This is a genomic window from Ruegeria sp. CDSA089 (assembly GCF_059612205.1).
The window spans coordinates 220,990-236,160 of sequence record NZ_JBXWQD010000006.1; the positions used below are offsets into that span (position 1 = coordinate 220,990).

Consider the following 15,171-nt stretch of genomic DNA (forward strand, 5'->3'; position numbering starts at 1 on the left):
TCGTCAAGATTGCCCCTGCGGATCGAACAACCGCGCCTTCATACTTTTCCAAAACGTTTGAGGAGGCGCGCTATGAGCTGGAATATCTGTGTCATCGGAGCAGGCAAAATCGGTCAGATGATCGCCGCCCTGCTGAAATCGTCGTCCAATTATTCGGTCACCGTGGCCGACCGCGATCTGTCGGCCCTGTCGGTGCTGAACCGGCAAGGTATCTTGACCCGGCAGATCGACGTCGGTGATGAAACGCAATTGGCGCAAGGGTTGGCGGGGTTCGATGCCGTGATCTCGGCTGCGCCTTTCTTTCTGACCCCGCAGATCGCCAAGGCGGCCAAAGCGGCAGGGGCGCATTACTTTGACTTGACCGAGGATGTGGCGGCCACCAATGCCGTGCGCGAACTGGCCGCGGGCAGCGAAACCGCCTTCATGCCGCAATGCGGTCTGGCACCCGGTTTTGTCGGCATCGCCGGGGCTGCACTGGCGGCCGAGTTCGACACGCTGGACAGTTTGCATATGCGGGTGGGGGCGTTGCCTCTGTTCCCGACCAATGCGTTGAAATACAACCTCACATGGTCCACCGACGGGTTGATCAACGAGTATTGCAACCCTTGCGATGCCATCGTGAATGGTGAGCGGGTCAAGACCGCGCCGCTGGAAGATTACGAACTGCTGGGCCATGACGGGGTGGAATATGAGTGTTTTAACACCTCGGGTGGCTTGGGCACTTTGCCCGAAACGCTGGAGGGCAAGGCGCGCGCGGTGTCCTATCGGTCGATCCGGTATCCTGGCCATTGCGATATTCTGAAACTGCTGCTCAAGGATCTGGGGCTGGAACGCCGGCGAGATCTGCTCAAGGATATTTTCGAGACCGCCCTTCCGCGTACGGATCAGGACGTGGTGCTGGTTTATTGCACCGCCAAAGGCATGATCGGCGGAAGCTTGCGCGAGAAATCCCTGATCAACAAAAGCTATGCCCGCAAGATCAACGGACAGGTCTGGAGCGCCATTCAAGTCACAACTGCCGCAGGCGTACTGGGCGTGGTCGATCTGATGCGCACCGGTGCGCTGCCTGCCAAGGGCTTTGTCCGGCAGGAACAAGTGGCCCTGTCCGATTTCCTGAACACCGAATTTGGCCAGCTTTACCGCGCTGGCGATGCAACCCAACAAAACAAGGCGGCCTGAGATATGAAAGACATCGTGATGACTGCGCAAACCATCCTTGCCAATCTGGACCTGACAGCGGCTGAGCTGACCGGCGGCTCGCTGGCCGTGCGCTCGCCCATCGACGGCAGCCTGCTGGCCGAGGTGCATGAAACCCCGGCGGGCGACATGGAGACTGTGTTTGCCAATGCCAAGACTGCGTTCAAAGCCTGGCGCACCTTCCCCGCGCCGCGCCGGGGAGAACTGATCCGCCTGCTGGGCGAGGAACTGCGCGCCGCCAAGGACGATCTGGGCGCGCTGGTCAGTTGGGAGGCGGGCAAGATCACCTCCGAAGGGCTGGGCGAAGTGCAAGAGATGATCGACATCTGCGACTTTGCCGTGGGCCTGTCGCGGCAACTATACGGTCTGACCATCGCATCCGAGCGCCCCGGCCACCGGATGATGGAGACATGGCACCCGGCGGGTCCGGTCGGCGTGATCTCGGCCTTCAACTTCCCGGTTGCGGTTTGGTCGTGGAACGCGGCGATCGCGCTGGTTTGCGGCGATACAGTGATCTGGAAACCGTCCGAAAAGACACCTCTGACCGCGATGGCCTGCCAGAAGATCTTTGAACGTGCACTGGCCCGTTTCGGCGATGCGCCCGACCATCTGCTGCAAACCCTGATCGGCGGTGCCACGCTGGGTGAGGCGCTGGTGGCCAGTGAGGATGTTCCAGTGATCTCGGCGACCGGTTCTACCCGCATGGGTCGCGCGGTGGCGCCTTTGGTGGCATCCCGCTTTGGCAAGTGCATTCTGGAACTGGGCGGCAATAACGCGATGATCGTTGGCCCTTCGGCCGATCTGGAAATGGCGGTGCGCGCAATTGTCTTCTCAGCCGTGGGAACTGCCGGTCAACGCTGCACCACGCTGCGCCGCCTGATCGTACATAACTCAATCCGCGAGGAACTGGTGGGTCGCTTGAAAAAGGCCTATGCCGGTCTGCCCATCGGCAACCCGCTGACCGAGGGCACGCTGATTGGCCCGCTGGTCGATGAGGCCTCGGGCGCCGCCATGACCGCAGCGTTGGACGCGGCCAAAGCCGAAGGGGGCACCGTGTTCGGCGGTCAGCGCGTCACCGAAGGCGTGCCGGATGGCGTCTATATGCAGCCCGCCATTGTTGAGATGCCCGGCCAGACGGCCACCGTAAAGACCGAGACCTTTGCGCCGATCCTCTATGTGATGGGCTACGACGATTTTGATAACGCCATCGAGATCCAGAACGATGTGCCGCAAGGCCTGTCGTCTTGCGTGTTCACCTTGAACATGCGCGAGGCCGAGCAGTTCCTGACCGCAGCTGGATCAGATTGCGGTATTGCCAACGTCAATATCGGTCCGTCTGGGGCCGAGATTGGCGGAGCCTTTGGCGGAGAAAAAGAAACCGGCGGCGGGCGTGAAAGCGGATCGGACGCGTGGAAGGCCTATATGCGACGCCAGACCAATACGGTGAATTACTCGGCCGAACTGCCGCTGGCGCAGGGTGTGAAATTCGACATCTGATCGTTGTCCCGGCGGCCTTTTTGGAGTGTCGCCGGGATTAATCTGCAAACAGGTAGTCCAGACGCAGAATGCATTCCGCAATGTCCGTCGTGGCGTTCAAAAACCCGGCAACAGCCACCGCATTCTCGTCTTTTGTATTGGTTTCACGAATGCGGAAATAATCGTCCGAGGCAGCTGCGCGGATCATTTCGGATTCGTAGGCCAGCGAATGGCGCAGAGTGGGGATCAGGGGCGCGACCGTCTGTTCGTGGCTTTGCGCGCCTGCCAAACCGACCCGACGGGCGTGCCCGATCAAGTAATCGTCGGAATACTCGCACTCGACCTCAAGCACATGGGTACGCGCTTGATCGGCGCAGAAGTCCTGAACGATGTCCAGATTGGCTGGGTCAACACACAGAACCAGCCTGTCAGTGTCGAAACTGTCGAACAGCATACCCACAACCGCCCTCCTGTGGCGAGAGCGTTTCAGCAAAGTGGTCTCGATCCCGCCCAGATCAGGTAACGCAGTGTCTTGTTCGTTGAACAGATATTCGACGCAGGCCATGTCAGTTTCCGAGGCGATCTGATCAATCAACCGCTTGGCCACGTGCCACTTTTTGCACACCACCAGGTACAGGTCACGATCCGGACCCAGCGTATTGGCGGCCTCCCAGAACCTTTGGCCGTGGCGGCGTCCGACCCGGCCACGCCCGGTCAGGAAGCCGTAGAGATTGCGCCCCTCATCCGAGATCTGAAACTCCACCCCCTCAGCCGCGTAGAGCGCGCCAAGCCGGTCCTTCAGCTCATGCGCCTCGGGGCTAATTTTGCGGGCAAACAGGTAATCCTGCCCCAGCAACATGTCATAGTGGTCGTTGTAGAACGTGACCGGCATCCCGTAGTCCGAAAACATCAGGAAAGTGGGCGTTCTGTTCTCGATCTCGTCGCGGGGAACCAGGTGGCGGACGAGGGTCTGAAAGAAGGTCTCATCCGGAATCCATGTGGTCGAGAAGAACCGTTTCACGTCCGGCCGCTGGCGCAGGAATTCCAGGATCATCTCAATCGTGCGGCGGCGCAGGCACCACCATTGACTGCCGATCATCACTTGGATGTCTGCCGGAACATCGCGGGTCAGGCCAAAGCGTTTCTGCAATTCGTATGAGGTGTAGAACGACCAGCTTTGCGTGCGTTCGTTGAAGAAATGACGATAGATCAGCCGGTCTTCCTTCATCCCGGTCTTGATCCAGTTGCTGTCAAAGAAATCGTGACTTTCAACAAAGTCGTGGTCGCGTTCGTCCAGAAAGTTGTGCGTGTACTCGGCCGTCTTGATCGCCATGCAATCGCCCGAGACCATGTAGAAATGCGTGACGCGCGGAAAGGCTGTAACGGCGGCTTCGATCGCATTGAGGGTGGCTTGAACCAACGACCATTCCCCCCAGCCGCATTTGATGCGCTTTTTGGCAAAGGTGACGTTCGGGTTGCCCTTTAACGCTTCTTGAATGCGCTGAAAGGCGTCCTTGCTGGCGCGCGCGTCGAAATGGATCGCCATGCAATCGCCTGCGGCCGTCAGTTGTTCAGCCTGCGCGATGATCGCATCAGGGTCTTTGTGGCACAGCAAAATATAGGCAATCTTTGCCATTTGTTTCACAATTTCCGTTTCTGCCCGTTTGCAACCGTGATACTGAGGATGAGCGATTGAATAAACAGAATATTTTTGGTTCTCTGATTTGAAAATGCGGACAAGATTTCAAGGTTCTGATCCGCGCAGGAGGCATAGCAGATGGGTTTTCCCGGTACATGGATGACCGAGAGTGAAAGCATGGTGTACCGGGTGGTGCCGAAATGTGCCTGCTCGACCATTGGCCAGATCATGTACTACTCGGATCATGGCCGCTTCTTTGACGGTGATATCCATGACGCCAAGGATGGGATGCACAAATGGGCCTTTGATGGCAGTAAGGGGCCGATTTCGGACAATGTAAGGTCTCATGGCTCTTATGCGTTCACATGCGTGCGCAATCCGTACACGCGGATTCTCAGCTCGTTTTTTGACAAGATCTGTGGGATTCAGCGCAACGGAAAACGGTATCGCGGAAATCTGGTGCCGACGTTGATCTATAATTACGGGATCGAGGTTGGCGGGGATGACGGCAAGGGTGAGTTCGACCAGATCGCCAGCTTCCGCCGGTTTCTGTTGTTCGCGCGTGACACGATCCGTTGGCGCAGACCGATGGACCCCGATATTCACTGGTCGGCCATGTCAGGCCATGTCTCGACCTTTATCGTCAACGGCGGGCGATATGACCGGATTTTCTGGACCGAAGCGTTCAATGACGGGATGCAGGATGTCCTGAACCATCTGGACACGCCGCACGATGTGGACCTGTCCCAGATCCCGCGCTTCAACGAATCCGAGGGCCACGGCCCCAAGCGCGCCCATCCGGTCGAGGATTACTTCGATGATCTGTCGATGCATCTGGTCTACGAAATCTACAAACAGGATTTCGAGCTGTTCAAATACGATTTCGAGAACCCGGTCAACAAGATGCCAATCGGCGAGATTGATCTGGACGAGGTCCACGCCAAACTTGGCGATTGAAGAGCAATACGATGCATCTGTTTAGAACATGATTTGCACGTGAGTGCCTGCATTGAGCCCAGAGCAGAAGTTGCGAAAGATGTGTTTTTCGACCAGTTGATTGGCTCTGGCAACAAACAAACTGATTGACCCAAGTCAAAGAGACACTTTGCGCTGCTCAATAACTTAATCAGAAAATGTCTGGGTAAGCCTTTCCCTAAAGTCTTAGATTTCAACACTATCTAGGAGCAGATGTATGCGTTTTCTGAGAAGTGGTACCATCGCGGTCTTTGTCCCGGCATTCGTATGCGCGACGGCCTCTTATACACAAGCAGACACAGTGGTTAGTCACATCAAAACTATGCGGGATTATGACCTGGTGGAAATCGATGGAAAGCCGCCAATACGCCCCCTCAGGTTCTACATTGGCGAGAACTCCGCATTCGCAATTTGTGGTCATTGTCTTTGTGCTACAGGCGTTATGAAAGGTCGCTATCCCAAGTTAAGGATCAAACCAACTTCTGCTTCGCCAGCATGCGCCTGGGGTTCTCCTGGAATTGATGCGGATTCACCCATGGTGCAAAAGTTTCTCAGTATGAAACAGGTTAGTTCGGAAGAAAGCAGCTTGGTATTCGTTGACGGTAAAGGTGGCGAAATGCGCTTTGAACTGGGAGGAGCGAACCTGAGCCCGCCATAACATGCTGAATGGCCGATTTGTCCGCACAACAGAACAAAAACGGCCTACCGGATAAGTAGGCCATTTATGTTGAACGGCGTCTAACTCAGACCTGACGCACAGCCCCTTTGGCCGCGCTTGTGGTCAGCTTGGCGTAGGCTTTCAGCGCCGTGGAGACTTTGCGTTTGCGCGGGGCGGCAGGTTCCCAGCCTTTTTCATCCTGCTCAGCGCGGCGGGTGGCTAGTTCTTCGTCCGAGACCGCCAGATGGATCGAGCGTTTGGGGATGTCGATCTCGATCTTGTCACCCTGGCGCACCAGACCGATAACGCCGCCCTCGGCCGCTTCGGGCGAGACATGGCCGATCGACAGGCCCGACGTGCCGCCCGAGAACCGCCCGTCGGTCAGCAGCGCGCAGGCTTTGCCCAGACCTTTGGATTTTAGATACGAGGTCGGGTAGAGCATTTCCTGCATCCCCGGCCCACCGCGCGGACCTTCGTAGCGGATGACGACCACGTCGCCCTCTTTCACCTTGCCGGTCAGGATGTCGTTCACCGCCTGATCCTGGCTTTCGCAAACATAGGCCGAGCCGGTAAAGGTCAGGCTGGCCGGGTCCACACCGGCGGTTTTCACAATACAGCCGTCGCGCGCGATATTGCCGAACAGAACGGCCAGACCGCCATCTTGGCTAAACGCGTGTTCCTTGGACCGGATCACGCCGCCCTCGCGGTCGGTGTCCAGCTCTTTGTATCGGTTCGACTGGCTGAAGGCCTGCGTGGTGCGCACGCCGCCCGGCGCGGCTTTGAACAGGTCTTGCGCCTTGGGGTTGTTGGCGACCTTGATGTCCCAGTTGGCAATCGCCTCGCCCATGGTGCCGGAATGTACGGTGCTGCACCCCTCGTGCAGCAGACCGGCGCGGCTGAGTTCGCCGAGGATTGAGAATATGCCACCGGCGCGGTGGACGTCCTCCATATGCACGTTCTCAGTATTGGGCGCGACCTTGCACAGGCACGGCACTTTACGGCTGAGCCGATCCATGTCGGACATATCGAAATCCACGCCGCCCTCATGCGCGATGGCCAGCAGGTGCAGCACGGTGTTGGTCGAGCCGCCCATGGCGATGTCCAGCGACATGGCGTTCTCGAACGCGTCAAACGTGGCGATTTCGCGGGGCAGGAAGCCCTTTTCGTCCAGATCATAGTGGCGCTTGGTGATCTCGACGATGCGGCGGCCTGCTTCAAGGAACAGCTCTTTGCGATCCGAATGGGTGGCTAGCGTCGAGCCATTGCCCGGCAGGGCCAGACCCAGCGCTTCGGCCAGACAGTTCATCGAGTTTGCAGTGAACATGCCCGAGCATGACCCGCAGGTGGGGCAGGCGTTTTCCTCGATATGCTGAACTTGTTCGTCGGTGAACGTGTCATCAGCGGCAGCAACCATTGCATCCACAAGGTCGATCTTTTTGGCGTCCAGATCGGCGATGTCGATCTTGCCCGCCTCCATCGGCCCGCCCGAAACAAAGATCGCAGGGATGTTCAGGCGCATGGCGGCCATCAGCATACCGGGCGTGATCTTGTCACAGTTCGAGATGCAGACCATCGCATCGGCGCAGTGCGCGTTGACCATGTATTCCACCGAATCCGCGATAACCTCGCGCGAGGGCAGCGAATACAGCATCCCGTCATGGCCCATGGCGATGCCGTCATCCACAGCGATCGTGTTGAACTCTTTGGCGACGCCACCGGCCTTTTCAACCTCGCGCGCGACCATCTGGCCAAGGTCTTTCAGGTGAACGTGACCTGGCACAAATTGCGTGAACGAGTTGACGATGGCGATGATCGGTTTGCCGAAATCGTCATCCCCCATACCTGTTGCGCGCCACAGGCCGCGGGCTCCGGCCATGTTACGGCCATGGGTAGAGGTTCTGGATCGGTAGAGTGGCATGACGCTGTTTCCCTATTGCCTCGGGTTGCATGTCTTGGGGTTCGTACGTTATAGCGCACGTATCACATGTGCGCTATAACGCACAAGAGGATTCGAAAGACGAACGACATGGCACCGGATGAAATAACGCTGAAACTGCGGGATGTGCGCGCGGCCTCGGGGCTGAGCCTGTCGAAGGTGGCCGAGATGACAGGCGTCAGCAAAGCCATGCTGGGCCAGATCGAGCGTGGTGAGTCCAGCCCGACCATCGCAACCCTATGGAAGATCGCCAAAGGGTTTCAGCTGCCGCTCAGCGCGTTGATCGGATCGTCCGTTCTGCGTGACCCGGCGGATGCCAGCCTGTTCCGAACCGTGACTTTCCCCGGCAGCATCGAGGTCAAGATTGTCTTTCCTTATGACCCCGCCCTGGGAGCCGAGACCTTTCACGTTGATCTTGCCCCAAACCAAAGCCACGAATCCGCCGCTCACGCCGCAGGGGTGACCGAAGAGGTGTTCGTTCTGAATGGATCGCTTGAAATTCTGCGCGATGGCGAATGGGTGCCTTTGCGGGCCGGGCAGGGGCTGCGTTTTGCCGCCGACTTGCCGCATGGCTATCGCGCCGGGCCCGAGGGGGCCGCGTTTTTGAATATGCATCACTACGCGCGGGTCGCATCCGTCTGAAGGTCTTAGAAAAGGGGCTCTAATGGCAGATTTCATCACCTCACTCACGCTGGCGGATGCCATCGGGTCTTTCGGGGCGCTTGTCGTTGTGGCCGCGTATTTTGCCACTCAGATGCGGATGATGAATTCAGACGATCTGGCCTTCCCGATCCTGAACCTCGCCGGGTCCATCCTGATCGCGTATTCCCTGCTCGAGAATTTCAAGCTCGCCTCTATGCTGATCGAGACATTCTGGATCCTGATCAGCCTGATCGGTATTGTGCAGTTTTTCCGCCTGCGCCGCACAAGGTAGCTGTTCTGCCGCCCATCCAGCCTTGAACCCGCATCCGCGCGCGTATAGGGAAAACGCAAGCGCTCGCAGCGGAGGCCCAGATGCAGGACGATCCGAAAACCCTCGTTTCCACCGAATGGCTTGCAGCCCATATGAAAGACCCCGATCTGCGGGTTTTGGACGGGTCGTGGTACCTGCCGCAACAGCAGCGCGACGCCAAGGCTGAATATGATGCGGCCCATATCCCCGGTGCGCGGTTCTTTGATATCGACGAGATATCGGATGCGCGGTCCGACCTGCCGCACATGGCTCCTCCGGTCGAGAAATTCATGTCGCGGATGCGGGCGATGGGTGTCGGCGACGGGCATCAGGTCGTGGTCTATGACGGCGCAGGCCTGATGTCGGCGGCACGGGTCTGGTGGCTGTTCCGCCTGATGGGGCAAGAGAACGTGGCCGTTCTGGACGGCGGCTTTCCCAAATGGCAGGCCGAGGGTCGCGAGATCGAGGATTTGCCTCCTGTGATCCGGGACCGTCACATGACAGTGCGCGTGCAGAACCATCTGGTGCGGGATGTGACGCAGGTCTCGGCCGCAGCCAAGCTGAACGATCACGAAATCATCGACGCCCGCGCGGCCGCCCGCTTTGCAGGCACCGCGCCCGAACCGCGCGAGGGGCTGCGCTCGGGCCATATCCCGGGTTCGCACAACGTACCTTTTGGCGAATTATTGAACAAAAACGGCACTATGAAATCGCCCGAGGAGTGCCGCGCCGTGTTCGAGGCCGCAGGCGTTGATCTGACAAAACCCGCGATCACCACTTGCGGGTCGGGCGTGACCGCCGCGATCCTTAGCCTGGCGCTGGAACGCTTGGGCAAGAAAGACCATTCGCTTTATGACGGCTCCTGGGCTGAATGGGGTGCCTTCCCGACCCTGCCCGTCGCAACCGGAGAGAACTGATGTTCGAGAACCTCAAACCGCAGCCTGCTGACAAGATCTTGGCGCTGATGCAGATGTACCGCGACGACCCGCGCGATCAAAAGATCGACTTGGGCGTGGGCGTCTACAAGAATGCCGAAGGCGTGACCCCGGTGATGCGCGCCGTCAAGGCCGCCGAAAAGCGCATTCTGGAAGAGCAGGACAGCAAAGCCTATACCGGTCTGGCTGGTGATCCGGCCTATGCGGATGCGATGATCGGCCTGATCCTTGGCGATGCCGTGCCGCGCGGCAATATCGCTGCCGTGGCGACCCCCGGCGGCACCGGTGCCTGTCGTCAGGCGTTTGAGATGATCCGTATGGCCAACCCTTCGGCGCGCGTCTTTGTGTCGAACCCAACATGGCCCAACCACCTGTCGATCCTGAACTATCTGGGCATTGAAACCGTCCCGTACCGCTACTTCGACGGCGAGACGCGCGGTGTCGATTTCGACGGCATGATCGCCGATCTGAAAACGGCCAAGGCGGGCGACGTGGTGCTGCTGCATGGCTGCTGCCACAACCCCACCGGTGCAAACCTGAACATGGTGCAGTGGCAAGAGGTCGTGGACTTGATCAATGCGCAAGGCCTCGTGGCGATGATCGACATCGCATATCAAGGCTTTGGCGATGGTCTGGAAGAGGACGCGCAGGCGACTCGTCTAGTGGCCTCGTCGGTCAAGCGTTGCCTGATCGCGGCCTCCTGTTCCAAGAACTTCGGCGTCTACCGCGAACGGACTGGCCTGCTGATGGCGATCAGCGATGACGCGGCGCAGACATCGCTGAACCAATCGACGCTGGCCTTCCTGAACCGTCAGAACTATTCCTTCCCGCCTGACCATGGCGCGCGCGTTGTGACCACGATCCTGAATGACGACGCCCTGCGCGCCGACTGGGCGGCAGAACTGGAAGAGGTGCGCCTGTCGATGCTGGGTCTGCGCCAGCAACTGGCGGACGAGCTGCAACGCCTGACCGGTTCTGACCGCTTTGGTTTTGTTGCTCAGCACCGAGGCATGTTTTCGCGCCTGGGTGCCGCGCCGGAACTGGTCGAGCAACTGCGGGTCGATCACGGCATCTATATGGTGGGCGACAGCCGGTTGAACATCGCCGGTCTGAACGCAACGACGGTGCCGATTTTGGCTAAGGCGATTGTTGACGTCGGCGTCTGAGGCCCTTTCAAAATCAAGCAAAGCCGCGCTTTCCTGCGCGGCTTTTTTTTTGAAAAACAAAAAACCGGGCGCGAACGCCCGGTTTTGATTTGAATACTCTCGAGTCTTAGCCCTTCGAGAACTCGGGGTAGGCTTCCATACCCAGCTCTGCCATGTCGAGGCCGTTGATCTCATCCTCTTCGCTAACGCGGATGCCAACGGTGGCTTTCAGGATACCCCAGAGAACCAGTGCACCGACAAAGGTGAACACACCGTAGGCCGCGATACCCAGCAGCTGAGTGCCCAGCGAGGCCTCACCGTAGAAGATCACGGCGATGGTGCCCCAGATGCCTGCGAACAGGTGAACCGGGATGGCACCGACAACGTCGTCGATCTTGAACTTGTCCAGCATCGGAACCGCGAATACTACGATGATGCCGCCAACCGCACCGATCCACAGCGCGCCGAACAGGGTCGGGGCCAGGGGTTCAGCGGTGATCGAGACCAGACCGGCCAGCGCGCCGTTCAGCACCATGGTCAGGTCAGGTTTCTTGTACAGAACTTGCGTCAGGATCAGGGCTGCTACAGCACCCGAGGCTGCGGCCATGTTGGTGTTGGCAAAGATGCGCGACACGTCCGATACGTCACCCACGGTGCCCATCGCCAGTTGCGAGCCGCCGTTGAAGCCGAACCAACCCAGCCACAGGATGAACGTCCCCAAAGTGGCCAGCGCCAGGTTCGAACCGGGCATCGGGTGCACTTTGCCGTCCTTGTACTTGCCGATACGCGGGCCAAGGATGATTGCACCGGCCAGTGCCGCCCAGCCACCGACCGAGTGTACTACGGTCGAGCCTGCGAAATCCGAGAAGCCAGCCTCAGACAACCAGCCGCCGCCCCACTGCCACGAGCCCGAGATCGGGTACAGGATACCAGTCAGAACAACGACGAAGATCAGGAAGGGCCACAGCTTGATCCGCTCGGCGACGGCACCTGACACGATCGAGGCGGTTGCCGCAACGAATACAAGCTGGAAGAAGAAATCCGAGCCGATCGAGGCATAGTCAAGCGCCGCTGCATCGGAACCAATGCCCACTGGATCAAGCACGGTCGGACCACCAATGGCAAAGAAACCATTGAAGTCGCCGGGATACATCGTGTTGAAGCCGACCAACCAATACATGATCGCCGCTATGGAAAAGAGCGCGATGTTTTTGATCATCTGCATCGCCACGTTCTTGGAACGCACAAGGCCGCCTTCCAACATGGCAAACCCGGCCGCCATGAAGAAGACCAGGAAACCGGCCATCAGGAACAGCAGAGTGGTGAAGATATAGCCCACGTCCTCCATCGAAGAAGGCGGGTCATTCGCGAATGCAGCCGCCGGAAAGGCGACCAGCACAGCGGCTGTGGCGAGAATTCGGTTTAGTTTCATTTGATATCTGTCCTTTTACGGATGGGCGCGGATTACAGCGCTTCCTCGTTGGTTTCCCCGGTCCGCACGCGCAGGGCCTGCTCGACGTCGAGGACGAAAATCTTGCCGTCGCCGATCTTGCCGGTCTTGGCGGTTTTGGTGATGGTTTCGACGATCTGATCGGCCATCGTGGCGGGCACCACGATCTCCAGCTTGATCTTGGGTACGAAGTTCACGGCATATTCTGCGCCGCGATAGATTTCTGTGTGACCCGATTGCGAGCCGAAGCCCTTGATTTCGGTCACCATCATGCCGCGCACGCCTGCTTCGGTCAGTGCCTCGCGCACCTCCTCGAGCTTGAACGGCTTGATTGTCGCAATGATCAGTTTCACGTTGATCCCCTCTGCTTCCCCGGTCTGTCCGGCTTGTTTGCACTTGCAGCAAAAAAGCGTGCTCGGGTGCTGTAGGAAACGTCCCGGGTCTGCGAAGAGGGGGAAAATTGTGGCAAGGTGCACAATTTTTGCACAAATAATGCAAAACGATTAAAAGTTATGCATTCAAGAGAGGGAATTTACCAGTAATTCTGACCTCAACTTCATCGGTACGGCAGGGTATGGTGCGTCAAAACGATAATCGGGCAGAGTTCGGAAATGACTGAGTCCAGGCGCCGCAAGACCCCTCTGGTCGCGGAAAAAAGATACCCGTCCAAGGGCCGCAAGCCCAAGACGACCAAGCGCGCGGCCAAGCCAGCGGGCAAGAAATCTGTTGCGCGCAAAACCACCTCGCGCAAGGCCACGCGTAAGAAAACACGAAAGAAATCCGGTGGCGAGGGTGGCGGAATCTTCCGCCGGATGTTCCGCTGGCTGTGGCGTCTGATCTGGGGCGTGACCTGGCGCGTTGGGGCTGTGTGTGCGCTGCTATTGGCGCTGGCGATCGGCGTTGTCTACTCAACGCTGCCCAATGTCGATTCGCTTTTGGACGGTCGTGCGCGCGGTTCGGTCACGATGCTGGACCGCGATGGTAAGGTTTATGCGTGGCGCGGGGATCAGTTTGGTGGGGTCATCACCGCCGATACCGTGTCGCCGCATCTAAAACATGCGGTCATCGCGACCGAGGACAAACGCTTCTATCGCCATTTCGGCGTCAGTCCCCGTGGCGTTGCCAGTGCTGTGCGCATCAACCTCAGCGAAGGGCGGGGGCCGTTGTCGGGCCATGGCGGGTCAACCATTACCCAGCAGACGGCTAAGCTGTTGTGCCTTGGCGTGCCCTACGATCCCGCCGAGTGGGAATCCGAGGCCGCGTATGAGGCGGATTGCCGTCAGGGTTCGCTCTGGCGTAAGGCGAAAGAGGCCGTCTATGCGATGGCGATGGAGGTCAAGTATTCCAAAGACGAGATTCTGACCATCTACCTGAACCGCGCTTTCCTTGGGGCCGGTGCCCGTGGGTTCGAGGCTGCCAGCCAGCGTTATTTCGGGATCTCGGCGGCCGAGGTTTCGCCGTCCGAGGCAGCGATGTTGGCAGGGTTGCTGGTCGCGCCCACACGCTATGCTCCGACGAACAACCTGCAACGCTCGCAGGATCGGGCGCGACTGGTCGTCGGGCTGATGGAGGACCAGGGATACCTGTCCACCGCGCAGGCTAGCGAAGCCCGCGCGCGCCCGGCGGTTTTGTCGGATGCTGCTGCTGCCCGCGCAGGGGGGTATTTCGCCGATTGGGTCATGGCCAGCGGACCTGAATTCTTTACCCGTAATACGACCGAGGATGTGGTGATTCGCACCACGCTGGATCAGCGCATCCAGACATCGGCAGAAGAGGCGCTGAAATACATCTTTCAGGAAAAGGTGCGCGAAGGGTCCAAGGCGCAGGCCGCCATTGTTGTGATGTCGGCCGATGGGGCGGTGCGCGCCATGGTTGGCGGGCGCAAGACCCGCGTGTCGGGGGCGTTCAACCGCGCCACGCAGGCGCTGCGACAGACCGGGTCATCGTTCAAGCCGTTCGTCTATGCCACGGCGCTGGAACTGGGCTATTCGCCGTTGGATACGGTGATGGACGAGCCTTACTGCATCGATATCCCCGGCTCGGGCCAGTGGTGTCCCAAGAATTACACCAACAAGTTCTATGGTCGGGTGACACTGGCGGATGCCCTGAAGAACTCGCTGAACATCCCGGCGGTGAAAGTGGCCGAGATTTCAGGGCTAGAGAATGTGCGCACCGTTGCCAGCGAATTCGGTATCGCCAGCGATCTGGCCGAAGGCCCGGCACTGGCATTGGGCGCGTCTGAGAGCACGCTGATCGAGATGACGGGCGCCTATGCGGGTATTTTGAACGGAGGCTCTGCGGTTGAACCTTATGGCCTGACCGAGCTGAAGCTGTTGGGTGACGATACCCCTGTCATGGTGACGACAACCGGTATTGGTGAGCGTGTCATAAATGACAAGGCGGCCAAGCAACTGACCTGGATGATGGAGCGTGTGGTGTCCGAGGGCACCGGTGGGCGCGCCAAACTGCCGGGGTGGCAGGTGGCAGGCAAGACCGGCACCACGCAGGCGGCGCGGGATGCTTGGTTCATTGGCTTCACGGCGGACTATGTGACCGGTGTCTGGATGGGGTATGACGACAACACGCCGCTGTCTGGCGTCACAGGCGGCGGCCTGCCCGCCGAGATCTGGAAAGAGACGATGGTGCGCGTGACCGAAGGGATGACACCCACCCCACTGCCCATGCTGGCCCCGGACCCGCCGGTGCGAACCGAACAGCCGCGGCAGCAGCGCCGCAGGCAGAACAACGGGTTTGAGAAGGCCATCAACAACCTGCTGAACAATATATTCGGCAACTAAGTCACAAAAA

At 59.0% G+C, this 15,171-nt stretch carries 13 protein-coding genes; 9 read left to right on the forward strand and 4 right to left on the reverse strand.

The genetic code is table 11. From position 1 onward, the window contains the following. Positions 1–72: 72 nt before the first annotated feature. Positions 73–1,179: a saccharopine dehydrogenase family protein gene (locus tag AC2FJ6_RS15540; RefSeq protein ID WP_496669477.1), complete on the forward strand. Its 1,107-nt coding sequence runs from the start codon at positions 73–75 to the stop codon at positions 1,177–1,179. Between the two features lie 18 nt (positions 1,180–1,197). Further along, positions 1,198–2,694: an L-piperidine-6-carboxylate dehydrogenase gene (gene amaB / locus AC2FJ6_RS15545; protein WP_170771572.1), complete on the forward strand. Its 1,497-nt coding sequence runs from the start codon at positions 1,198–1,200 to the stop codon at positions 2,692–2,694. Positions 2,695–2,731: 37 nt separating this feature from the next. On the opposite strand, the gene AC2FJ6_RS15550 is transcribed toward amaB, so the two are convergent. Next, a complete protein-coding gene (locus AC2FJ6_RS15550) occupies positions 2,732–4,309 on the reverse strand; it encodes a DUF5928 domain-containing protein (protein WP_170771123.1) in 1,578 nt (525 codons plus the stop codon). 141 nt (positions 4,310–4,450) lie between these two features. On the opposite strand from AC2FJ6_RS15550, the gene AC2FJ6_RS15555 reads away from it, so the two are divergent. Both AC2FJ6_RS15555 and AC2FJ6_RS15560 read left to right on the forward strand, forming a co-directional pair. Further along, positions 4,451–5,269, forward strand: coding sequence for a sulfotransferase family protein (locus AC2FJ6_RS15555; RefSeq protein WP_170771121.1), 819 nt, complete (start codon positions 4,451–4,453; stop codon positions 5,267–5,269). A gap of 235 nt (positions 5,270–5,504) precedes the next feature. Next, the gene (locus tag AC2FJ6_RS15560; RefSeq protein ID WP_170771117.1) at positions 5,505–5,945 is read left to right on the forward strand and encodes a hypothetical protein; all 441 of its coding nucleotides are present in this window, start codon (positions 5,505–5,507) and stop codon (positions 5,943–5,945) included. Positions 5,946–6,030: 85 nt separating this feature from the next. Here AC2FJ6_RS15560 and ilvD read toward each other — a convergent pair whose 3' ends face one another. After that, positions 6,031–7,863, reverse strand: coding sequence for a dihydroxy-acid dehydratase (ilvD, locus tag AC2FJ6_RS15565; protein WP_170771115.1), 1,833 nt, complete (start codon positions 7,861–7,863; stop codon positions 6,031–6,033). A 108-nt stretch (positions 7,864–7,971) separates the two neighbouring features. Here ilvD and AC2FJ6_RS15570 point away from each other — a divergent pair, with 108 nt between their 5' ends. From AC2FJ6_RS15570 to AC2FJ6_RS15585, 4 genes are all read left to right on the forward strand, one after another. Continuing rightward, on the forward strand, positions 7,972–8,523 hold the full coding sequence (locus AC2FJ6_RS15570) for a helix-turn-helix domain-containing protein (protein ID WP_170771112.1): 552 nt from the start codon (positions 7,972–7,974) through the stop codon (positions 8,521–8,523). Positions 8,524–8,545: 22 nt separating this feature from the next. After that, positions 8,546–8,815 (forward strand): CBU_0592 family membrane protein, encoded by a 270-nt coding sequence (locus AC2FJ6_RS15575; RefSeq protein WP_170771110.1) that lies wholly within the window; start codon positions 8,546–8,548, stop codon positions 8,813–8,815. Positions 8,816–8,895: 80 nt separating this feature from the next. Next, a complete protein-coding gene (gene sseA, locus AC2FJ6_RS15580; protein WP_170771107.1) occupies positions 8,896–9,750 on the forward strand; it encodes a 3-mercaptopyruvate sulfurtransferase in 855 nt (284 codons plus the stop codon). Next, positions 9,750–10,934, forward strand: a complete 1,185-nt coding sequence (locus tag AC2FJ6_RS15585) for an amino acid aminotransferase (RefSeq protein WP_496669479.1) — start codon at positions 9,750–9,752, stop codon at positions 10,932–10,934. The genes sseA and AC2FJ6_RS15585 overlap by 1 nt, the downstream gene beginning before the upstream one ends. 106 nt (positions 10,935–11,040) lie before the next feature. On the opposite strand, the gene AC2FJ6_RS15590 is transcribed toward AC2FJ6_RS15585, so the two are convergent. Beyond that, positions 11,041–12,345, reverse strand: coding sequence for an ammonium transporter (locus tag AC2FJ6_RS15590; protein WP_170771102.1), 1,305 nt, complete (start codon positions 12,343–12,345; stop codon positions 11,041–11,043). A gap of 32 nt (positions 12,346–12,377) precedes the next feature. After that, positions 12,378–12,716: a P-II family nitrogen regulator gene (locus AC2FJ6_RS15595; RefSeq protein WP_058273036.1), complete on the reverse strand. Its 339-nt coding sequence runs from the start codon at positions 12,714–12,716 to the stop codon at positions 12,378–12,380. A gap of 258 nt (positions 12,717–12,974) precedes the next feature. Between AC2FJ6_RS15595 and AC2FJ6_RS15600 the strand changes: the two genes are divergently transcribed. After that, a complete protein-coding gene (locus AC2FJ6_RS15600; protein ID WP_170771100.1) occupies positions 12,975–15,161 on the forward strand; it encodes a transglycosylase domain-containing protein in 2,187 nt (728 codons plus the stop codon). The last annotated feature ends 10 nt before the right edge of the window (positions 15,162–15,171 follow it).